The organism is Burkholderia sp. BCC1638 (assembly GCF_902833195.1).
Taxonomy (GTDB): domain Bacteria; phylum Pseudomonadota; class Gammaproteobacteria; order Burkholderiales; family Burkholderiaceae; genus Burkholderia; species Burkholderia diffusa.
Genome location: NZ_CADFEC010000006.1, coordinates 117,816 through 138,858 on the forward strand (window position 1 = coordinate 117,816; position 21,043 = coordinate 138,858).

Consider the following 21,043-nt stretch of genomic DNA (forward strand, 5'->3'; position numbering starts at 1 on the left):
AGTGGAGATGACTACATCCAAACAACCGGGCGGCGCGATGCCGTTCCGGATCGAGCGCGCCGACGGCATCGCCGAACTGGTGATCGCCCATCCGCCCGTGAACGCACTCGATGCGCAGGGCTGGCACGCGCTCGCGCGGGCGCTCGACGCGCTCGGCGAGGACGACGACGTGCGCGTGATCGTCGTGCGCGGTGAAGGCCGTGGCTTCTGCGCGGGCGTCGACATCAAGGAGCTGGCCGCGCATCCGGAACGGATCGTGTCGGTCAACGCCGGCAACTACGAGACGTTCCGCGCGGTGCACCGCAACCCGAAGCCGGTGATCGCGGCCGTGCACGGCTTCGTGCTCGGCGGCGGGATCGGCATCTGCGGCGCGGCGGACATCGTCGTCGCGGCCGACTGCGCGCGCTTCGGCGTACCGGAGATCGACCGTGGCGCGATGGGCGGCGGCGCTCATCTTCAACGACTGTTCGGCGTGCAGAAGGTGCGCGCGATGTACTTCACGGGCGAGATGATCGACGCGGCCGAGGCGTACCGGCTCGGCGCGGTCGAGCAGGTCGTCGCGCGCGATGCGCTGCGCGACGCGGCGCTCGCGATCGCCCGCAAGATCGCGGAAAAGAGCCCGGCGATGGTGCGGCTCGCGAAGGAGGCGCTGAACGGCGTCGAGGACGGCGATCTCGAGGACAAGTACCGCTGGGAGCAGGGCTTCACGCTGCAGGCGTACATGACCAACGACTCGACGGAGGCGCGTGCCGCGTTCGTCGAGAAGCGCGACGCGTATTTCGACGAACGAACCAGCGTCGAGGAGGCACGCGCATGAACCTGACCTATACGCTGCAACAGCAGGCGTTCCGCGCGGAAATCCGCGAATGGCTCGCCGCGCACGTGCCGCGCGAGCGGCTGCCGAGTTTCGACACCGAGGAAGGCTTCACCGCGCACCGCGAATGGGAGCGCACGCTGCATTCGGGCCGCTGGAGCATGGTCACGTGGCCGCGCGAGCTGGGCGGGCGAGGTTGCGACCTGATCGAGTGGCTGATCTTCGAGGAAGAGTACTGGCGCGCCGACGCACCGATGCGCGTGAACCAGAACGGCATCTTCCTGCTCGGCCCGACGCTGATGGATTTCGGCACGGCGGAGCAGAAGGCGCGCTTCCTGCCGGCGATGGCGGCGGGCGAGCACGTGTGGGCGCAGGGCTGGTCGGAGCCGAACGCGGGCTCGGACATGGCCGCGATCCGCACGACGGCGATCCGCATCGGCGACGAATACGTGCTCAACGGCCAGAAGATCTGGTCGACCCGCGCGGTGTGGGCCGACTGGCTGTTCGGGCTGTTCCGCAGCGATCCCGAATCGTCGCGTCACCACGGGCTCACGTTCCTGATGGTGCCGCTGTCGACGCCGGGCATCACCGTGCGCCCGATTCGCCAGCTGAACGGGCAGACGGGCTTCGCGGAAATCTTCTTCGACGACGTGCGCGTGCCGGTCGAGAACCGCCTCGCGGCCGAAGGCGCGGGCTGGCAGGTCGCGATGGCGACGGCCGGCTTCGAGCGCGGGTTGATGCTGCGTTCGCCCGCCCGTTTCCAGCGCACCGCGCAGGCGCTGCGCGACCTGTATCTCGCGCACCGCGACAGCGCGGATCGCGACCCGACGCTGCGCGAACGCGTGGTCGCCGCATGGATGGACGCGCAGGCATACGCGCTGTTGACCTACGCGACCGCGAGCCGGCTGCTGAAGGGCGGCCATATCGGCGCGGAGTCGAGCACCAACAAGGTGTTCTGGTCGGAACTCGACCTGCGGATGCACCAGACCGCGCTCGACATTCTCGGCGCGCACGGCGAGGTCGTCCCGCAGACGGCCGCGCAGCACGCGACGCTCGGCCACTGGCTCGACGGCTTCCTGTTCGCGCAGGCCGGCCCGATCTACGCGGGCACCAACGAGATCCAGCGCAACATCGTCGCCGAACGGATGCTCGGCATGCCGCGCGCGTAAGCGCGCCGGCGCCAACCTCACTGAACGGACATCGTATGGATTTCGTATTCGATGAAGACCAGGAGGCGCTCGCGGACAGCGTGAAGCGCCTGCTGATGACCGAGATGACCCCGGAACTGATTCGCGAGCTGTGGGCCACGCCGACGGGCCGCTCCGACGCGCTGTGGTCGCTGTTCGCGTCGCAGGGGCTGACCGCCGTGTCGGTGCCCGAGGCGCACGGCGGTCTCGGCCTGACCGAAGTGGAATGGGCGCTGCTCGCGCAGACCTACGGCTACTTCGGCAGCCCCGAGCCGTTGCTCGACACGGCGCTCGTATCGGCCGGCGTGCTCGCGCGGCTGCCGGCCAGCGACTGGCGCGACGCGCTGCTGCGCGACATCGCCGAAGGGCGCGCACGAGTCGCGCTCGTGCATCCGGTGAACCCGTATGCGGCCGACGTGCACGTCGCGCAAGCGCTGCTGTGCGAGCACCGCGGCGAGCTGCACCGCGTGGATCCCGCTCAGTGCGCGTGGCGCGCGGTCGACAGCGTCGACCCGTCGCGGCGCCTGTTCACGCTCGACTGGGAGCCGTCGGCGGCCACGCGCATCGCGAGCGCCGACGAAGCCGCGCCGCTGCTCGATCGCGCGCTCGACCACGGCGCGTTCGCGGTCGCGGCGCAACTGCTCGGGCTCACGCAGCGCGTGCTCGACGTTGCGATCGACTACAGCGCGCAGCGCAAGCAGTTCGGCAAGGCGATCGGCTCATATCAGGCGCTCAAGCATCTGCTCGCCGACGTTGCGATTCGCTACGAGTTCGCGCGGCCGGTGGTGGCGCGCGCGGCCCGGGCGATCGCCGACGATCACCCGCAGCGTGCGGTGCTGGTGTCGCACGCGAAGCTCGCGGCGACCGCCGCCGCGCAACTGGCCGCGCGCCACACGATGCAGGTGCACGGCGCGATCGGCTACACGTGGGAGCTCGACCTGCAGATCTTCATGAAGCGGATCTGGGCGCTCTCCGGCAGCTGGGGCGACAACGCATTCCACAAGGCCCGCGTGGCCGACGCGATCCTCGGCGACGCATTGCCGATCGGCCCCGCGCAGACCTTCGATTTCGAGGAAACCCACTGATGAAACAAGCCTATATCGTCGACGCGCTGCGCACGCCGACCGGCCGCCGCAAGGGCGGGCTCGCGCACGTGCATGCGGCGGACCTCGGCGGCTTCGTGCTGAAGACGCTCGTCGAGCGCAACGCGATCCCGGCCGACGAATACGACGACGTTGTATTCGGCTGCGTCGATACGATCGGCCCGCTCGCCGGCAACATCGCGCGCACCTGCTGGCTCGCGGCCGGGCTGCCGCTGCAGGTGCCGGGCGTGACGGTCGATCGCCAGTGCGGCTCGTCGCAGCAGGCCGTGCACTTCGCCGCGCAGGCCGTGATGAGCGGCGTGCAGGACGTGGTGGTCGCGGGCGGCGTGCAGACGATGACGCAGATCCCGATCTCGTCCGCGATGACGAGCGCAGCGCCGCTCGGCTTCAACGATCCGTTCTCGGGCAGCGCCGGCTGGCGCGCGCGCTTCGGCGACGCGCCGGTGTCGCAGTTCGTTGCCGCGCAGCGGATCGCCGATCACTGGAACCTGTCGCGCGACGCGATGGAGCGCTATGCGCTCGAAAGCCACCGCCGCGCGGTCGCGGCGATCGAGGCAGGCCATTTCAAGCGGGAAATCGTGCCGCTCGAAGGCGTGCTGCACGACGAGACGCCGCGCCCCGACACGTCGCTCGAAAAGATGGCGACGCTCGAACCGCTGATGCCGGGCGGCTCGCTGACGGCCGCAGTCGCGAGCCAGACCTGCGATGCGGCCGCCGCGTTGCTGATCGTGTCGGAGGATGCGCTGAAGCGCTACGGGCTCACGCCGCGCGCACGCATCCATCACCTGAGCGTGCTCGGCGACGATCCGCTGTGGATGCTCACCGCGCCGATCCCGGCGACCCGGGCCGCGTTGAAGAAGAGCGGGCTCGACTGGTCGCGGATCGATGTCGTCGAGATGAACGAGGCGTTCGCGTCGGTCGCGCAGGCGTGGCTCGCGGACACGCGCTTCCCGCACGAGAAGACCAACCCGAACGGCGGCGGCATCGCGCTCGGCCACCCGCTCGGCGCGACCGGCGCGCGGCTGATGACGACGCTGCTGCACGAACTGGAACGCACCGGCGGTCGTTACGGATTGCAGACGATGTGCGAAGGCGGCGGTCTCGCGAACGTCACGATCATCGAGCGCCTGTGAGCGCGGCACTTTCACGATCCCTCGATCCAGGAGGCACAAGCATGGGAATCTGTAACGGACGCACCGCCATCATCACCGGCGCGGGCGGCGGCCTCGGGCGCGAATACGCGCTCGCGTTCGCGGCCGAAGGCGCGGCGGTCGTCGTCAACGACATCCGTCACGAGGCCGCGCAGGCCGTGTGCGACGAGATCGCACGATGCGGAGGCCACGCGCTCGCGAATGCCGACGACATCACCCGGATCGACACCGCACAGCGGATCGTCGATGCCGCGCGCGAAGCGTTCGGCGACGTGCACGTGCTGGTGAACAACGCGGGCATCTGCCGCGACAAGATGTTCACCAGCATGACCGAGACAGACTGGGACGACGTGATGCGCGTGCATCTGCGCGGCCACTTCTGCCTGTCGAGCGTGCTGGCGCGCGTGTGGCGCGACGCCGCGAAGGCCGGCCACGCGGTCGACGCGCGGATCGTCAACACGAGTTCCGGCGCCGGGCTGCAAGGGTCGATCGGCCAGTCGAACTACGGCGCGGCGAAGGCCGGCATCGCGGCGCTCACGCTGATGCAGGCGGCCGAGCTGCAGCGCTACGGCGTGCGCGTGAACGCGCTCGCGCCGGCCGCGCGCACGTCGATGACCGAAGGCGTATTCGCCGACATGATGAAGAAGCCCGAGGACGGCGGCTTCGACTATTTCGATCCGGCCAACGTCGCGCCGCTCGTCGTGTGGCTGGGGAGTGCGCTGTCGGCCGACGTGACGGGCCGGGTGTTCGAGGTCGCGGGCGGGATGATCGCGGTCGCCGAAGGCTGGCGCACCGGCCCGAGCGTCGACCGCGGCGCGCGCTGGGCGCCGGCCGAGGTCGGCCCGGCGGTCGCGCGGCTGATCGCCGACGCACGTCCCGCGCAGCGCGTGTACGGGAGCTGACGCATGGATCTGGCGCTCACCGACGAACAGGCGATGATCCGCGACGCGGCGGCCGACGTGCTCGCCGAGCGCAGCGCGTCCGTCGACGTGCGACGCGCGCTCGAGCAATCGGCCGGCCGCGACGACACGCTGTGGGCCGCGCTCGCGGGCGAGCTCGGCTGGAACGCGCTGTCGCTGCCGGAGGCGGCAGGCGGGATGGGGCTCGGCGCGGTCGAGCAGACGTTGTTGATGGAGCAGCTCGGCCGGCGCGTCGCGTGCGTGCCGTATTTCTCGACCGCGTGCCTGGCTGCGACCGCGCTGGCGAGTTGCTCCGATGCGCCGCTCGCGGCCGGCTGGCTCGCGAAGCTCTCCGAAGGTGCGTGCAGCGCGACACTGGCATTGCCGTTCGAGCTTCCGGCCGGCGCCGGTCAGTTGCCGGTCGTCGCGGAAGAAGCAGCGGGCGGCTATGCGTTGTCCGGCACGATCGAACAGGTGATCGACGGCGCGCGCGTCGATCTGCTGCTCATCCCGGCGCGGATCGCGAACGAGGGGCAGTCGATCGGCCTGTTCGCGATCGACGTCGCGACGACGCCCGGCCTGAGCATCACGCCGCTCGACACGCTCGACGCGACGCGGCCGATCGCGCGCATCGTCCTCGACGACATCCGCGTGAGCCGCGACGCGCTGTTCGCCGGCGGCGCCGTTGCCGCGCAGGTGCTCGAGCGCGCCGGATGGTTCGCGGCGCTCGCGCTGGCCGCCGAACAGCTCGGCGGCGCACAGCAATGCCTCGACCTGACGCTCGACTATACGGGCCAGCGTGTGCAGTTCGGCCGCGCGATCGCGTCGTTCCAGGCCGTCAAGCATCGTTGCGCGCAGATGATGGTGCTGATCGAATCCGCGCGCTCGGCGGTGCTCGGCGCGGCGCACGCATGGGATGCAGAAGCGGGCGGGGCGGCGCCGGGCGCGGCGTTGCGCGCCGACGTCGCGGCCGCGAAAGCCGCCGCGAACGACGCATATGCGTTCTGCGCGCAGGAAGCGATCCAGCTTCACGGCGGTGTCGGCTTCACGTGGGAATACGACCCGCATCTCTATTTCAAGCGCGCGCAGGCGTCGCTCGCGCAGTTCGGCAGCACGCCGCAACTGCTCGAATGGATCGCATGCCATGCGATCGACGGCGGCACGTCGCCGTGCGACGCAGTCCTCGCATTGCCGCAAGCGTCGATGGCCACGCGTCCGTCCGCCGCGCGCACCGGAGCACTCCAATGAACAGCGAAACGCGCGAACAGCAATTGCGGCACGAAGTCGCCGACTGGGTGCAGTCGCACCTGACCGGCGAATTCGCGTGCCTGAAATACCGCGGTGGCCCCGGCGACGAGGAAGCGTTTCCGGAACTGCGCAAGGCGTGGGAACGGGAACTGGCGCACGGCGGCTGGACCGGCCTCGGCTGGCCGACCGACGCGGGCGGCCGCGGCTTCACGGTCGCCGAGCAGGTGATTTTCCACGAGGAATATGCGCGTGCCGGCGGCCCGGGCCGGATGGGCCATATCGGGGAAGGGCTGCTCGGGCCGACGCTCGTCGCGTGCGGCACCGACGACCAGCGCGCGCGTTTCCTGCCCGGGATTCTCGCCGGCACGCAGTTCTGGTGTCAGGGCTACTCGGAGCCGGGCGCGGGCTCCGATCTCGCGAACGTGCGCACGCGTGCCGAGCAGGACGCCGACGGCACCTGGCGCGTGTTCGGCCAGAAGGTGTGGACGTCGCTCGCGCACGATTCCGACTGGATCTTCGTGCTCGCGCGTACCGATCCGGCGTCGAAGGGCAACAAGGGGCTGTCGTTCCTGCTGCTGCCGCTCGACCAGCCGGGCATCGAAATCCGCCCGATCAGGCAGCTCAACGGCGGCGCCGAATTCAACGAAGTGTTCTTCGACGGTGCGCGCGCGGCAGCACGCGACCTGGTCGGCGCGCCGGGCGACGGCTGGCGCATTGCGATGACGCTGCTCGGCTTCGAGCGCGGGATGTCGACGCTCGGCCAGCAGATGCAGTTCGTCCGCGAGCTCGAATGGGTGATCGACGCCGCGCGCGAATCGGGCGCCGATCGCGACCCGGTGCTGCGCCAGCGGATCGGCCGCGCGTGGGCCGGGCTGCGCGTGATGCGTTACAACGCGCTGCGGATGCTGTCGGGCGCGGACGACGCGAACGGCGCCACCGCGCCGCTGCGCCGCGAGGCACTGATCTACAAGTATTTCTGGTCGAACTGGCACCGCGACCTCGGCCAGCTCGCGATGGACGCGCACGGGCCCCGCGCGAACGTGATCGATCCAGCCGACGAAAAGCTCACCCATCTGCAGCGCGTATTCCTGTTCTCCCGCGCGGACACGATCTACGCCGGCACCAACGAAATCCAGCTCAACATCATGGCCGAGCGCGGGCTCGGCATGCCCAGGGAACCACGAGGCACAGCATGACCGAACCCCAGATCCAGAAAGCGCCGACCTACGTGCCGGGCCACCAGCTGCTCGCCGGCAAATCGGTGCTGATCACGGCCGCCGCCGGCGCCGGCATCGGCTTCGCGGCCGCGCGCCGCTGCGCGGAGGAAGGCTGCCGCGCGCTGTTCATCTCCGACATCCACGAGAAGCGCCTCGAACAGGCAGTGGAGACGCTGCGCGCCGAAACGGGGCTGCAGCAGATTTACGGCCGCCTGTGCAACGTCGCGGTCGAGGACGACGTGCAGGCGCTCGTGGCCGATGCGCAGGACAGGCTCGACGGCGTCGACGTGCTGATCAACAACGCCGGGCTCGGCGGCGCCAAACGCATCGTCGAAATGGACGATGCCGAATGGTCGCGGGTGATCGACATTAGCCTCACCGGGACGTTCCGGATGACGCGCGCGATGCTGCCGCACATGCAGGCCCGCGGCCGCGGCGCGATCGTCAACAACGCATCGGTGCTCGGCTGGCGTGCGCAGGCGGAACAGGCGCATTACGCGGCGGCGAAGGCGGGCGTGATGGCGCTCACGCGCTGCGCGGCGCTCGAGGCGTCGCCTTACGGCGTGCGCATCAACGCGGTCGCGCCGAGCATCGCGATGCACGATTTTCTGAAGAAGTCGGCCCCGGCCGACTTGCTGAATCAACTGGCGTCGCGCGAAGCCTTCGGGCGCGCCGCCGAAGTCTGGGAGGTCGCGAACGTGATGGTGTTTCTTGCAAGCGATTACGCGTCGTACATGACTGGCGAAGTGCTGTCGGTCAGCAGCCAGCACGCATGATGGAGACGACCCTCGACCCCGTGCGCGCGACGCCCCGCGTGTTCGCGCATCCCGCTGAGCTCGCGGCGGCCGTCGGCGACACGCTCGGCGCGAGCGCGTGGCTCGCGATCGACCAGATCCGCATCGACGGCTTCGCCGACGCGACGGGCGACCACCAGTGGGTGCACGTCGACCCGGTGCGTGCGAAGGACGGCCCGTTCGGCGCGTGCATCGCGCACGGCTACCTGACGCTGTCGCTCGTCAACCATTTCCTGCCGCAGATCGTGCGCATCGACGGTGCGCGGCTCGGCGTCAACTACGGCTGCGACAGGATCCGCTTCCCGGCGCCGGTGAAGGTCGGCGCGCGCGTGCGCGGCGTCGGCGAGCTGCTGCGCGTCGAGCCGCTCGACGGCGGCGTGCAGGCATGGATTCGCGTGACCGTCGAGATCGAAGGCGACGCGAAACCCGGCTGCGTGGCCGACACGATCAGCCGTTACTACTTCTAGATTCAGAGAGCCAGCTCATGGAAGACGCAGTCATCGTTTCCGTCGCACGCACGCCGATCGGCAAGGCGTTTCGCGGCATGTTCAACGACACCGAGGCGCCCGCGCTGGGCGGCCACGTCGTGCGCACCGCGCTCGAACGCGCGGGCGTCGCGCCGGCCGACGTCGACGACGTGCTGATCGGCTGTGCCGCGCAGCAGGGCACGCAGGGCTACAACATCGGTCGCCTGTCGGCCGCGGCGGCGGGGCTGCCGGCGTCGGTGCCCGGCATGTCGATCGACCGCATGTGTTCGTCGGGCCTGATGTCGATCGCGAGCGCCGCGCGCAGCATCGGCGCGGGCGATGCGCGGATCGTCGTCGCGGGCGGCGTCGAATCGATCTCGCTCACGCAGAACAAGCACAAGAACGGCTACCGCGCGCGTTCGCAGGCCGTGCTCGACCACCAGCCGGCCGCGTACATGGCGATGATGGAAACCGCCGAGATCGTGTCGCGCCGCTACGGGATCTCGCGGGCGGCGCAGGACGAATTCGCGTTGCAGAGCCACCAGCGCACGGCCGACGCGCAAGCGGCCGGCCGCTTCGACGCGGAAATCGCGCCGCTCGACGTGACGCGCGCGCTGTTCGACAAGGAAGGCAACCCGGCCGGTCACGAGGCCGTGCGCGCGGCGCGCGACGAAGGCGTGCGCGCCGATACGACGGCCGAGCGGCTCGCGGGGCTCAAGCCGTCGTGGAGCGGCGGCAAGGTCGTCGAGCAGGGCGAGTTCGTGACGGCCGGCAACGCATCGCAGCTGTCGGACGGCGCGGCGGCGGTGGTCGTGATGTCGCGCGCCGAGGCCGCGCGTCGCGGGCTCGCGCCGCTCGGCACGTTCCGCGGGCTGGCCGTGGCCGGCTGCGAGCCGGACGAGATGGGCATCGGCCCGGTGTTCGCGATTCCGAAGCTGCTGGCGCGCTTCGGGATGACCGTGCGCGACGTCGGGCTGTGGGAGCTGAACGAGGCGTTCGCGTGCCAGGCGCTGTATTGCCGCGACACGCTCGGCATCCCCGACGAGCGGCTGAACGTCGACGGCGGCGCGATCGCGATGGGCCACCCGTTCGGGATGTCGGGCACGCGGATGACGATGCATGCGCTGCTCGAAGGCGCGCGCCGCGGCGTACGGCATGCGGTCGTGACGATGTGCATCGGCGGCGGGATGGGTGCCGCCGCGCTGTTCGAAGTCGGCGCGTAACGGCATGTAACCGCGTTCGACGCAGCCGCACCGGCGGCCGGACCGACAGTCCGGTTCGGCCACCATCCATTCGGAACCATGCGAGGCCGCGGCGACGACCGACGGCCCGGAGACTTGCAGCGGCAGGGCGAGCGCGTCGGCGCGGCCCGGGCCGCTTGCCAGGACAGGAGACAACCGATGAAACGTACCTTGCCAGGACTCGCGATGTCGGCGCTCGTGCTCGGCGCCGCGCTGTTCGCGTTCTCGCCGCGCCCGCTGCCGGCGTTCCCGGTCACCGCGATCCATGCGGACCGCCTGCAGATCAACGGGCTCGCACGCGCCGGCGCGCGCATCGTCGCGGTCGGCGAGCGCGGCGTGATTCTGCTCAGCGACGATGCGGGCCGCCGCTGGCGGCCGGCGTCGGTCACGCCCGACCAGGGCTCGACGCTCACGCAGGTGAGCTTTGTCACGCCGACGCTCGGCATCGCGGTCGGCCACGACGGCCGGATCGTGCGCAGCGACGATGCGGGCGTGCACTGGCGCGCGGTCCACAGCGACAACGCGCATTCCGATCCGCTGCTGTCCGTCTGGGGCAGCGCGAACGGCGCGCTGTTCGCGGCCGGCAGTTTCGGCCAGTTGCTGCGCTCGGACGATGCCGGGCTCACGTGGCAGCCGCTGAAGACGCCGGCGGGCGACCGCCACCTGAACGCGATCGTCGGCGACGGCCACGGCAATTTGCTGATCGCAGGCGAGAGCGGCACGCTGCTGCGCTCGACCGATAACGGCGTGACCTGGGACAAGCGCCCGTCGCCGTACGCAGGCTCGCTGTTCGGCGCGCTGATGCTCGCGAACGGCGACTGGATCGCGTACGGCATGCGCGGCAACGTGCTGCGCAGCGCCGATCGCGGCGCGACCTGGACGCACGTCGACAGCCACGTGCCGGTGTCGTACTTCGGCGCGACCCAGCTTGCCGACGGCGAACTCGTGCTGGTCGGCCAGGGCGGCGCGATCGTCGCGTCGCGCGACGGCGGCCTGACCTTCGACGTGCGCAAGCTCGGCGGCGTGCAGAGCCTCGCGGCGGTGCTCGACATGGGCCGCGGCGCGCTGCTGCTCGGCGGCGAGGCCGGCGTCGCGCCGCTCACCGCGTCGCCGTCCTGATGCGCGGCGGCGGCGCTTGCCGTCGCCCGCATCCGTTCGCCTCGCGGTGCCGACCCGTACCGCCCGCATCGTCCGTCCCGTCCGTTCCGACCCGAGAAATCCATGAACGACCTGTCACGCCCCACCGAAGCCGTTCCCGCATCGCGCCTCGCCGCGTTCGTCGAGCGCTGCGCCGACACGATCATCCGGCAGCGCCGGCTGCTGATGCTGCTGTGCATCGCGGCGACGCTCGCGCTCGGCCTGTCCGCGACGCGGCTGAAGCTCGATCCGGGCTTCAACAAGATGATCCCGATGCAGCACCCGTACATGCAGGTGTTCGAGCGCTACGCCGGTGCGTTCCCCGGCGCGAACACGATCCTCGTCAGCCTGCGCTGGAAGGGCGACGGCGATATCTACAACCAGACGTTCATGGACGCGCTGCGCCACGCGACCGACGACGTGTTCTTCATCCCCGGCGTGAACCGCTCGCGCGTGTTCTCGCTGTTCACGCCGAACGTCCACTACACGGAAGTGACCGAGGCCGGCTTTCGCGGCGACGTGGTCGTGCCCGGCCAGTTCTCGAGCGCGAACCCGGACGATCTCGCGAAGGTGCGCCGCAATGTCGCGCGTTCCGGGCAGATCGGCCGGCTGGTCGGCAACGACCTGAAGTCGGCGCTGATCCGCGCGGAACTGCGCGAGACCGATCCGGCCACCGGCAAGCGGCTCGACTACAGCGCGGTCGCGCGCCAGCTCGAGGAAATCCGCGCGCGCTACGCAAGGCAGGGCATCGACGTCAACATCATCGGCTTCGCGAAGCTGGTCGGCGACGTCGAGGCCGGAATCGCCGGCGTGATGGCGTTCTTCGCGCTGGCGTTCCTCGTGACGGCCGCGCTGCTGTTCGCCTATACGCGCTCGCTGAAGACCACCGTGCTCGCGCTCGTCGTCGCGCTGCTGCCGGTCGTCTGGCTGCTCGGCGCGCTGCCGCTGCTCGGGCTCGGCATCGACCCGATGTCGATCCTCGTGCCGTTCCTGATCTTCTCGATCGGCGTGTCGCACGCGGTGCAGATGACCAATGCGTGGAAGCAGGCGCTGGTGCGCGGCGCGTCGTCGGTCGAGGCCGCGCGCGACGCGTTCCGCAAGCTGTTCGTGCCGGGCACGGTCGCGCTGCTGACCAACGCGCTCGGCTTCATGGTGATCATGCGGATCAAGATCGACATCGTGCGCGAACTCGGCATCACCGCGTGCCTCGGCGTGCTGCTGATGATCGTCACCAACAAGGTGTTCCTGCCGATCCTGCTGTCGTACACGCGCCTCGAGCGCGGCACGCTCGCGCGTGCCCAGCGCACGGCGGCGGCCGGCGGCAGCGGGAAGTGGTCGCGCTTCGCGGTGTTCGCGCGGCCGGCGCCGGCGCTCGGCGTGTTCGCGGTGGCGCTCGCGCTGCTCGCATACGGCACGCTCGAGTCGCGCAAGCTGGAGATCGGCGACATCGGCACCGGCGCGCCGGAACTGCGCGCGAACTCGCGCTACAACATCGACAACGCGGCCATCACGCACCAGTACAACATCGGGGTCGACGTGCTGTCGGTGATCGTCGAGACGACCGGTTTCGACGATGCGTGCCTGCATTACCCGGTGATGAGCGCGATCGAGAAGTTCGAGATGAACATGCGCGGCGTGGCCGGCGTGCAGTCCGTGACGAGCGTGTCGTCGCAGGGCAAGGTGTTCATCGCCGCGTTCAACGAAGGCAACCCGCGCTGGGCCGCGCTGCCGCGCTCCAGCGACGGGCTCACGCAGGGCTCCAATGCGTTCGATCCCGACAACGGGATGAACACCGCGAACTGCAAGGCGATCCAGGTGCTGATCTACACGCAGAACCACGAAGGCACGACCATCGCGCACATCGTCGACGAGATCAAGCGCTTCGCGGCCGAGAACCCGACGCCGAACGTCGCGTTCCGGCTCGCGGGCGGCAACGTCGGCGTGATGGCCGCGACCAACGAGGCGGTGGGCGACGCGGAGATCGCGATGCTGCTGTCGATCTTCGGCGCGATCGCGCTGCTCTGCGCGGTCACGTTCCGCTCGTGGCGCGCGGTGCTGTGCATCATCGTGCCGCTCACGCTGGTGTCGATCCTGTGCAACGCGGTGATGGCGCGGCTCGGCATCGGGCTGAAGGTCGCGACGCTGCCGGTGATCACGCTCGGCGTCGGGGTCGGCGTCGACTACGGGATCTACCTGTACGAACGCCTGCAGCACGACATCCGCCACGGCGCGACGCTGCCGGACGCATTCGCCGACGCGATGCGCCAGCGCGGCACCGCGGCGTTGTTCACGGCCGTCACGATGTTCATCGGCGTCGGCACCTGGGCGTTCTCCGCGCTGAAGTTCCAGGTCGACATGGGCGTGCTGCTCGCGTTCATGTTCCTCGTGAACCTGTTCGGCGCGGTGTTCCTGCTGCCCGCGCTGGCCGCATGGCTCGGCGTCGAGCGGGCGGAGCGCCGCGTGTCGCGCGAGCCGCAGCCGGCGTCGCCGCAGGCCGCGCCGCCCCCCGCGCTCAAGCCGACACGCACGCTCGAACCCGGCAATCCGGTGCGCTGAGCGACGCAACCCCCGTTACCCCGGTGCGCGGCGGGCCGCCGCGCGTCCCCCAAAGAGGAGTCAACCCACATGTCCGCACGCCCTTACAAGATCGAAGCCCAGCCGCTCGCGCAGCGCTATGCGCGCGGCTGGCACTGCCTCGGGCTCGCCCGCGACTACAAGGACGGCAAGCCGCACACGCTGAACGTCTTCGGCCGCAAGCTCGCCGCGTTCGCTGATTCGACCGGCAAGATCAACGTCGTCGACGCGTATTGCCCGCACATGGGCGCCGACCTGAGCCTCGGCACGGTCGAAGGCGACAATCTCGTCTGCCCGTTCCACGGCTGGGCGTGGAACGGCGACGGGCAGTGCGCGTCGATCCCGTACTGCAAGCGGATTCCGCCGAAGGCGCGCATCGGCGCGTGGCCGACCTGCGAGGAAAACAACCTGCTGTTCGTGTGGAACGATCCGGAAGGCAATGCGCCGCCGCCGGAAGTCGCGATCCCGCGCCTCGACGTGTGCTTCTCCGGCGAATGGTCGGACTGGGTCGTCGACAAGATGGTGATCCAGGCGAACTGCCGCGAACTGGTCGACAACATCTCGGACGTCGCGCACTTCGCGACCGTGCACCACGCGCCGATCGACTATTTCGCGAACCTGTTCGAGGATCACAAGGCGACGCAGCTGATGGTTGGCCGCAGCGAGAAGCTCGGCGGCGACAGCCTGACCGCGTTGTCGACGTATTTCGGGCCGGCCGTGCACATCACGCAGATGACGGGGCAGAGCGGCGGACAGCCGATCCATTCGGTGCTGCTGAACTGCCACGTGCCGATCGACATGAACAGCTTCGAGCTGCGCTACGGCGTGATCGTGAAGAAGGTGGCCGGCCTGAGCGACGCGCAGAACATGGAGATCGCGAACGCATACGTGAAGGAAGCGCAGCGCGCGTTCTACGAGGACGTCGACATCTGGCACAGCAAGACGCGCATCGACAACCCGCTGCTGTGCGAAGGCGACGGGCCGCTGTACCAGATGCGCGACTGGTATTCGCAGTTCTACCTGGACGCGGCCGACGTGCGGCCGTCGAGCGTCGCGCGCAAGACGTTCGAAATCAAGATCCGCGACGGTGCGGCGCCGCCGGCGCTGCATCACGTGTTCGAACCGCGGTGACGGGCAGTAACGGCGAAGCGCGGCGAAAATAGGGGGCGCATCGTTTCGTGTCCCGATCGCCGCCGACGCCCGCCAGGCAAGGCGCGCGCGCCGCCGCGCGCCTGCAACGCTTCGAAAGAGCTTGACGGATCGGCCGGCACCGCGTAGTGTCCGAGACCGAAGTCTTCAAGAAGTTCGATTGCTCATCATTGGCCGCACGGCGTGCGGCAGTCGTTGGTCTCTCCCTCTTTTGATTCTTTCTGTGCCCGTCACGGGGCGCATGTTCAATTATTCGTATTAAGGAAGTATTTGTGGATACCGGTACCGTCAAGTGGTTCAACGAAACCAAGGGCTTTGGTTTCATTTCCCCGGACAACGGCGGCGACGATCTGTTCGCCCATTTCTCGGAAATTCGCGGCACGGGCTTCAAGACCCTGGCCGAAGGCCAGAAGGTCAGCTACGAAGTGAAGCGTGGCCCGAAGGGTCTGCAAGCGTCGAACATCACGCCGCAGTAAGCCGCCTCGGCACCGGCCGTCGAATGGCGGCCGCTGCCGGTCGGATTTCGCGCGGAGGCCGGCCCGAGCCGGCGTCCTGCGCGTTTCGACGCACACGACCGATGCATCGCGGAATTCACGATGCATCGGTCGTGTGCTTCCCTCATCCATCGCAGGTCCGTACGACGTGCGATCCAACGCCCTCGCGACGCGCTCGCCGCATCGCCAGCGGCCCATGCTTCAACCCGAGTAGACCGTCGCCATGCCGCACGCGGCGCGGTCCCGACTTTGCGCGGTGCCGATCGCATCGCCGCCACCGACCGCCCGACCGCCGCATTGCGCCGGGCTCCGATTGCAAGACGGGCGCGTCGCCCGTCTGAACGAATTGATCCCCGGCATCCCGCCGGCCGCCGTCCCGTTGCGGGGCACGGCGCCGGTGAGTTCGCCGCGGCCGCGGTCATCACCTTGTCTGGAGGAATTGGTTTGGCAAAAGAAGAACTGCTGGAACTGGACGGAATCGTCGACGAAGTGCTGCCGGACAGCAAATACCGTGTCACGCTGGAAAACGGCGTCGTGGTCGGCGCGTATGCGTCGGGCCGCATGCGCAAGAACCACATCCGCATTCTCGCGGGCGACCGTGTGACGCTGGAACTGTCGGTGTACGACCTGACGAAGGGGCGCATCAACTTCCGCCACAAGGACGCGAATTCGCCGCGTCCGCCGCGCACCGGGCAACCGCGTCGCTAAAGCAGTAGCGATCGGGCAGCGCAACGCCGCACCGATCGAAATCCGTCCGGCCCGTTCATGCGGCCGGGCACACCGGATGGACGGCGCGGTTCGCGCCGTTCGACGGTCGCCAGCGGCGGGGCAGTGCCGCGGCGGCCGAGGCCGCATTCTCTCCGGTCGAATCGCCCGATTCGTCTCGTTTTCCCCGCACTCGCCGATTCGCCGCGCATCGCTTTTCCGTCCCACGTTGGTCGTCGGCTGAATGCACGCGTCTTGCCGCGCGCCGTAACCGGCTTTACGCGCGGGCCGGCGTAGCCGTACACTCGTCGGCAATTCGCGGCCCGCGCACGTTGCAGCGCCTTTCCTTTCAGTTTCTTTGCTTGCCGCCGCGATCGTGCCAGCCGGATATTCGTCGCGCGACGCCAGGAGGCGCCATGAGTGCAGACGCAACCCCCGCAGCTCCTTCCGTTCCCGCAGTTCAGTCGGTTCAGGACCGCATCCGGCACGTGTTCGTGCTGATGCTCGAGAACCGCTCGTTCGACCATCTGTTCGCGCTCTCGGGCATCGCCGGCATCACGGCCGCGACGCCGGGCGACAGCAACGCATACGGCGGCACCGTCCATCCGTTCGGCGGCGGCGCGCCGGACCGGATGCCGACCGATCCGTGCCACGAATTCACCGACGTGCTCGAACAGTTGTGCGGCGCGGGCGTGCCGTTCGTCAAAGGGCGGCCTTATCCGAGCGTCGACAATTCGGGATTCGTGTCGAATTACGCGACGTCGCATTCCGAAGGCACGCCGCCGCAACCGGGCAGCGTTGGCGCGATCATGCAGGGTGTGGATGTGCGCACGCAGGCGCCGTCGCTGTATGCGCTCGCGAACGCATTCGTGCTGTGCGACCGCTGGCACGCGTCGATGCCGGGGCCGACCTGGCCGAACCGCTTCTTCCTGCACGGCGCGTCGTCCGCCGGCCTCGACCATTCGCCGACCCGGGAAGAAATGGCCGGATGGGATACGTTCGACGGCTTTCCTTATCCGAAAGGCTCGATCTTCGCCGCACTCGGCGACGACAACTGGCGCATCTACCAGGACCAGTCGGGCGATCCGCTCGGCCACGTGCCGCAGGTGGCCTCGCTGAAGGGCGTGAGCTTTTTCGACGTCGACGATCTGGCCCACTTCGAAGCCGATCTCGCGGCCGGCTATACCGCGCGCTACACGTTCATCGAGCCCGGTTACGGCGACATCGTGCACGGCACCTACCAGAACGGCAGCTCGCAACATCCGATGGACGGCCTTGCCGGCGGCGACCAGCTCGCCGCGCGCGTGTACGACGCGATCCGCAATTCGCCGGTGTGGGAGCACAGCCTGCTCGTGATCGTCTACGACGAGCACGGCGGCTTCTACGATTCGGTCCGGCCGGGCGCGGCGCCGCCGCCGAATGACGGCGCGGCCGCGACGCTGAACGCGAGCGGTTTCGGCTTCGACGTGTATGGCGTGCGGGTGCCCGCGATCGTCGTGTCGCCGTGGGTTGCGGCAGGGCACGTCGATCACACGCCGTACGATCACAGCTCGGTGGTCGCGACGCTCGGACGCCTGTTCGGTCTTGCGCCGCTGACCGACCGCGATCGCGCCGCGAACGACCTGCTGTCGCTTGTGACAACTACCTGCCGCACCGACTGCCCGGCGAGGATCGGCTCATGAACACGACTTCGGCGACGGACCCGCGCGATGCGCTGCCCGTGCGTGACGGCACCAGCCTGATCGCGTATCTGCACATCCTGAAGAAGGCGCATGCGGCGCTGGTCGGGCATGACCACGCGCATCGGCGGTTCAGCGAGATCGTCACGCGCGGACAGGCGCGGCAGTACATCGAGGAGCTGATGCCGACGCTGCTGCAGGCGCGCGCGGCGCATCGACGACGCAGGCATGGCGGAAAGCACCGCTGATGCGGTGCGTGGGTGACGGCTGACGGCAACGGGGCGCATCGCGCCCCGTTCCGCAGATTCGCCGACGTATCGGGCGATGGCGGCCCGATATCGTCGATCACGCCGGTTACGCCGCCACCTCCCGCGCGCGAACCATCGTCAGCGCCGCATCCTCGATCATGTCCTCCTGCCCGCCGACGAGCCGCTGGCGACCCAGTTCGACGAGGATGTCGCGCGCCGGAATCCCGTATTTCGCTTCCGCACGCTTCGCGAACAGCAGGAACGACGAGTAGACGCCCGCATAGCCGAGCGTCAGTGCATCGCGGTCGAGGCGGATCGGCGCGTCCATGATCGGCACGACGAGATCCTCGGCCACGTCGGAAATCGCGAACACGTCGACGCCCGTCTCGATCCCCATCCGGTCGCACACGGCGACGAACACTTCCATCGGCGTATTGCCCGCGCCCGCGCCGAGGCCGGCCGCGGCTGCGTCGATCCGGTTCGCGCCGGCGGCGACCGCCGCGACCGAGTTCGCGACGCCCATCGCGAGGTTGTGGTGGCCGTGGAAGCCGAGTTCCGTCTCCGGCTTCAGCGCGGCGCGCACCTGGCCGATCCGCGCGGTCACGTCGTCGGGCAGCATGTGGCCGGCCGAATCGGTGATGTAGATGCAGTTCGCGCCGTACGACTCCATCAGCTTCGCCTGCACGACGAGCTGCTCGGGCGACGACATGTGCGCCATCATCAGGAATCCGACCGTATCGAGTCCGAGCGTGCGCGCCAGGCCGATGTGCTGTTCCGACACGTCCGCTTCGGTGCAGTGCGTGGCCACGCGGATCGTGCCGACGCCGAGTTCGTGCGCCATGCGCAAGTGCTCGACGGTGCCGATGCCCGGCAGCAGCAGCGCCGATACCTTCGCCTGCTTCAGCTCCGGGATCACGGCGCTCAGGTACGCCTCGTCGGTATGCGCGGGAAAACCGTAGTTGACCGATGCGCCGCCGAGCCCGTCGCCGTGCGTGACCTCGATCAGCGGCACGCCGGCCGCATCGAGCCCGCGCGCGATGTTGCGCATCTGGTCGAGCGTGATCTGATGACGTTTCGGGTGCATCCCGTCGCGCAACGACATGTCGTGGACGGTGATCTTCTTGCCTGCAAGTGACATCGTGTGACTCCTCGACTCAAGCGGTGGCGGCCGTCGCGGCCAGCATCTGTTCGGCGAAACGCTCGGCCGTGGCGGCCGCGGCGGCGGTCATGATGTCGAGGTTGCCCGCGTACTTCGGCAGGTAGTCGCCGAGCCCCTCGACTTCCATGAAGACCGACACGCGGTTGCCGTCGAACACCGGGCCGTTCTTCAGCGTGTAGCCGGGCACGTAGCGCTGCACTTCCTTGACCATCGCATGCACCGACGCGGTGATCGCATCGACGTCGGGCGGGCCGTCGGTCAGGCAGTGGATCGTGTCGCGCATGATCAGCGGCGGTTCGGCCGGATTGATCACGATGATCGCCTTGCCCTTGCGTGCGCCGCCGACCTGTTCGATCGCGCCGGACGTCGTGCGCGTGAATTCGTCGATGTTCTTGCGCGTGCCGGGGCCGACCGAGCGCGACGATACCGTTGCGACGATCTCGCCGTACGCGACCGGCTGCACGCGCGACACCGCGTACACCATCGGGATCGTCGCCTGCCCGCCGCAGGTCACCATGTTGACGTTCATCTGCGCGCTGTCGAGGTGCGCGTCGAGGTTCACCGGCGGCACGCAATACGGCCCGATCGCGGCCGGCGTCAGGTCGATCATCTTCACGCCGAGCGCGGTGAGCTTGTCGGAGTTGTCGCGGTGCACGTACGCGGAGGTCGCGTCGAATGCGATACGGATGTCGTCGGCGGCGACGTGCGGCAGCAGCCCGTCGACACCCTGGTCGGTGGTCTTCAGGCCGAATTCGCGGGCACGCGCGAGGCCGTCGGATGCCGGGTCGACGCCGACCATCCATACGGGCTCGAGCACCGTCGAGCGGCGCAGCTTGTACAGCAGGTCGGTGCCGATGTTGCCGGGCCCGATCACTGCGCATTTGATTTTCTTCATCAGGTTCGTTCCTTTAGATAAAGCGGACGTCGCAACTGCCGATGCCGGAAATGTGCATCGACAGCGCGTCGCCGGCCGTGACCGGAATCAGTTTCGCGAGCGAGCCGGACAGCACGATCTCGCCGGCAAGCAGCGGCACGTCGTATTCGGCGAGGGTGTTCGCGAGCCACGCGACGGCGTCGGCGGGATGGCCGAGCGCCGCGTCGCCGCGGCCTTGCGCGACGCGCTCGCCGTTCTTCTCGATCGTCATCTCGCACGCGGCGAGGTCGAGCGTGCGCGGGTCGACGCGCGCATCGCCAAGCACGTACACGCCACACGACGCGTTGTCGGCGACGGTGTCCTCGATGCGGATCGCCCAGTCGCGGATGCGTGAATCGACGATTTCGAAGCAGGGCGCGACGGCGGCCGTCGCGGCGATCACGTCGGTGCGGTCGATGCCGGGGCCGCGCAGGTCGCGCGCCAGGATGAACGCGATTTCGCCTTCGGCGCGCGGCGCGATCAGCGATTCGGTGGCGATTGCCTCGCCGGCTGCGTAGTGCATGCCGGACAGCAGGATGCCGAAATCGGGCTGACGCACGTTCAGCATGTCCTGCACGGCCTGGCTCGTCACGCCGATCTTCTTGCCGACCACCGATTCGCCGCGCTCGACGCGGCGTTCGATGAAGCGTTGCTGGATGCGGTAGGCATCGTCGAGGGACAGCCGGCGCGGGCGGCTCGACAGCGGCGCGACCGGTGCGCGTGCGTGCCACGCGGCGTACAGCTCGTCGCCGAGCGTCGTATGCAAGCGGGAAGACATGAAAGGGCCCTCGAATGGAAAAGGCCGCCGTTTCGGGCGGCGTCGGGCGCCGGAGCGCGGCTCCGGCGCGTGGGGCGCGGGCGTAC

20 protein-coding genes are annotated in these 21,043 nt (G+C 69.2%); 17 read left to right on the forward strand and 3 right to left on the reverse strand.

Features of this window, described 5'->3' with window-relative positions:
• The first annotated feature begins 7 nt into the window (after window positions 1-7).
• The 17 genes from HWX22_RS09185 (at window position 8) to HWX22_RS09265 (ending at window position 18,107) form a co-directional block, all read left to right on the forward strand.
• Window positions 8-817: an enoyl-CoA hydratase family protein gene (locus HWX22_RS09185; RefSeq protein ID WP_175915460.1), complete on the forward strand. Its 810-nt coding sequence runs from the start codon at window positions 8-10 to the stop codon at window positions 815-817.
• The gene (locus HWX22_RS09190) at window positions 814-1,983 is read left to right on the forward strand and encodes an acyl-CoA dehydrogenase family protein (protein WP_175915461.1); all 1,170 of its coding nucleotides are present in this window, start codon (window positions 814-816) and stop codon (window positions 1,981-1,983) included. Before HWX22_RS09185 ends, HWX22_RS09190 begins: the two co-directional genes overlap by 4 nt.
• A 35-nt stretch (window positions 1,984-2,018) precedes the next feature.
• Window positions 2,019-3,086 (forward strand): acyl-CoA dehydrogenase family protein, encoded by a 1,068-nt coding sequence (locus tag HWX22_RS09195; RefSeq protein WP_175910013.1) that lies wholly within the window; start codon window positions 2,019-2,021, stop codon window positions 3,084-3,086.
• The gene (locus HWX22_RS09200; protein ID WP_175915462.1) at window positions 3,086-4,237 is read left to right on the forward strand and encodes an acetyl-CoA C-acetyltransferase; all 1,152 of its coding nucleotides are present in this window, start codon (window positions 3,086-3,088) and stop codon (window positions 4,235-4,237) included. Before HWX22_RS09195 ends, HWX22_RS09200 begins: the two co-directional genes overlap by 1 nt.
• A gap of 41 nt (window positions 4,238-4,278) precedes the next feature.
• The gene (locus HWX22_RS09205; protein WP_175915463.1) at window positions 4,279-5,157 is read left to right on the forward strand and encodes an SDR family oxidoreductase; all 879 of its coding nucleotides are present in this window, start codon (window positions 4,279-4,281) and stop codon (window positions 5,155-5,157) included.
• A gap of 3 nt (window positions 5,158-5,160) precedes the next feature.
• A complete protein-coding gene (locus tag HWX22_RS09210) occupies window positions 5,161-6,402 on the forward strand; it encodes an acyl-CoA dehydrogenase family protein (protein WP_175915464.1) in 1,242 nt (413 codons plus the stop codon).
• On the forward strand, window positions 6,399-7,598 hold the full coding sequence (locus HWX22_RS09215; RefSeq protein WP_175910007.1) for an acyl-CoA dehydrogenase family protein: 1,200 nt from the start codon (window positions 6,399-6,401) through the stop codon (window positions 7,596-7,598). The genes HWX22_RS09210 and HWX22_RS09215 overlap by 4 nt, the downstream gene beginning before the upstream one ends.
• On the forward strand, window positions 7,595-8,395 hold the full coding sequence (locus HWX22_RS09220; protein WP_175910005.1) for an SDR family oxidoreductase: 801 nt from the start codon (window positions 7,595-7,597) through the stop codon (window positions 8,393-8,395). Before HWX22_RS09215 ends, HWX22_RS09220 begins: the two co-directional genes overlap by 4 nt.
• Window positions 8,395-8,880, forward strand: coding sequence for a MaoC family dehydratase (locus tag HWX22_RS09225; protein WP_059537737.1), 486 nt, complete (start codon window positions 8,395-8,397; stop codon window positions 8,878-8,880). The genes HWX22_RS09220 and HWX22_RS09225 overlap by 1 nt, the downstream gene beginning before the upstream one ends.
• Before the next feature lie 17 nt (window positions 8,881-8,897).
• Window positions 8,898-10,103 carry an acetyl-CoA C-acyltransferase gene (locus HWX22_RS09230; protein WP_175915465.1) on the forward strand — a complete coding sequence of 402 codons (1,206 nt, stop codon included), beginning with the start codon at window positions 8,898-8,900 and terminating at the stop codon, window positions 10,101-10,103.
• Window positions 10,104-10,280: 177 nt separating this feature from the next.
• On the forward strand, window positions 10,281-11,240 hold the full coding sequence (locus HWX22_RS09235; protein WP_175915466.1) for a sialidase: 960 nt from the start codon (window positions 10,281-10,283) through the stop codon (window positions 11,238-11,240).
• Window positions 11,241-11,342: 102 nt separating this feature from the next.
• Entirely contained in the window at window positions 11,343-13,814 is a 2,472-nt protein-coding gene (locus tag HWX22_RS09240; protein ID WP_175915467.1) for an MMPL family transporter, read from the forward strand.
• A 69-nt stretch (window positions 13,815-13,883) separates the two neighbouring features.
• Window positions 13,884-14,963, forward strand: a complete 1,080-nt coding sequence (locus HWX22_RS09245; RefSeq protein ID WP_059819170.1) for a Rieske 2Fe-2S domain-containing protein — start codon at window positions 13,884-13,886, stop codon at window positions 14,961-14,963.
• Window positions 14,964-15,253: 290 nt separating this feature from the next.
• A complete protein-coding gene (locus tag HWX22_RS09250) occupies window positions 15,254-15,457 on the forward strand; it encodes a cold-shock protein (RefSeq protein WP_006751843.1) in 204 nt (67 codons plus the stop codon).
• Between the two features lie 462 nt (window positions 15,458-15,919).
• Window positions 15,920-16,183, forward strand: a complete 264-nt coding sequence (gene infA, locus HWX22_RS09255) for a translation initiation factor IF-1 (protein WP_011355053.1) — start codon at window positions 15,920-15,922, stop codon at window positions 16,181-16,183.
• 413 nt (window positions 16,184-16,596) lie between these two features.
• Window positions 16,597-17,862: an alkaline phosphatase family protein gene (locus HWX22_RS09260; protein ID WP_175915468.1), complete on the forward strand. Its 1,266-nt coding sequence runs from the start codon at window positions 16,597-16,599 to the stop codon at window positions 17,860-17,862.
• Window positions 17,859-18,107: a hypothetical protein gene (locus HWX22_RS09265; RefSeq protein WP_059691331.1), complete on the forward strand. Its 249-nt coding sequence runs from the start codon at window positions 17,859-17,861 to the stop codon at window positions 18,105-18,107. Before HWX22_RS09260 ends, HWX22_RS09265 begins: the two co-directional genes overlap by 4 nt.
• A 106-nt stretch (window positions 18,108-18,213) precedes the next feature.
• Here the strand turns inward: HWX22_RS09265 and dmpG are convergent, their stop codons facing one another.
• The 3 genes from dmpG to dmpE are packed head-to-tail and all read right to left on the reverse strand — an operon-like array spanning window position 18,214 to window position 20,957.
• Window positions 18,214-19,245 carry a 4-hydroxy-2-oxovalerate aldolase gene (dmpG, locus tag HWX22_RS09270; RefSeq protein WP_059537761.1) on the reverse strand — a complete coding sequence of 344 codons (1,032 nt, stop codon included), beginning with the start codon at window positions 19,243-19,245 and terminating at the stop codon, window positions 18,214-18,216.
• 16 nt (window positions 19,246-19,261) lie between these two features.
• Window positions 19,262-20,161, reverse strand: coding sequence for an acetaldehyde dehydrogenase (acetylating) (locus HWX22_RS09275; RefSeq protein ID WP_175915469.1), 900 nt, complete (start codon window positions 20,159-20,161; stop codon window positions 19,262-19,264).
• Between the two features lie 13 nt (window positions 20,162-20,174).
• Window positions 20,175-20,957: a 2-oxopent-4-enoate hydratase gene (gene dmpE, locus HWX22_RS09280; RefSeq protein WP_059697650.1), complete on the reverse strand. Its 783-nt coding sequence runs from the start codon at window positions 20,955-20,957 to the stop codon at window positions 20,175-20,177.
• Window positions 20,958-21,043: the final 86 nt, after the last annotated feature.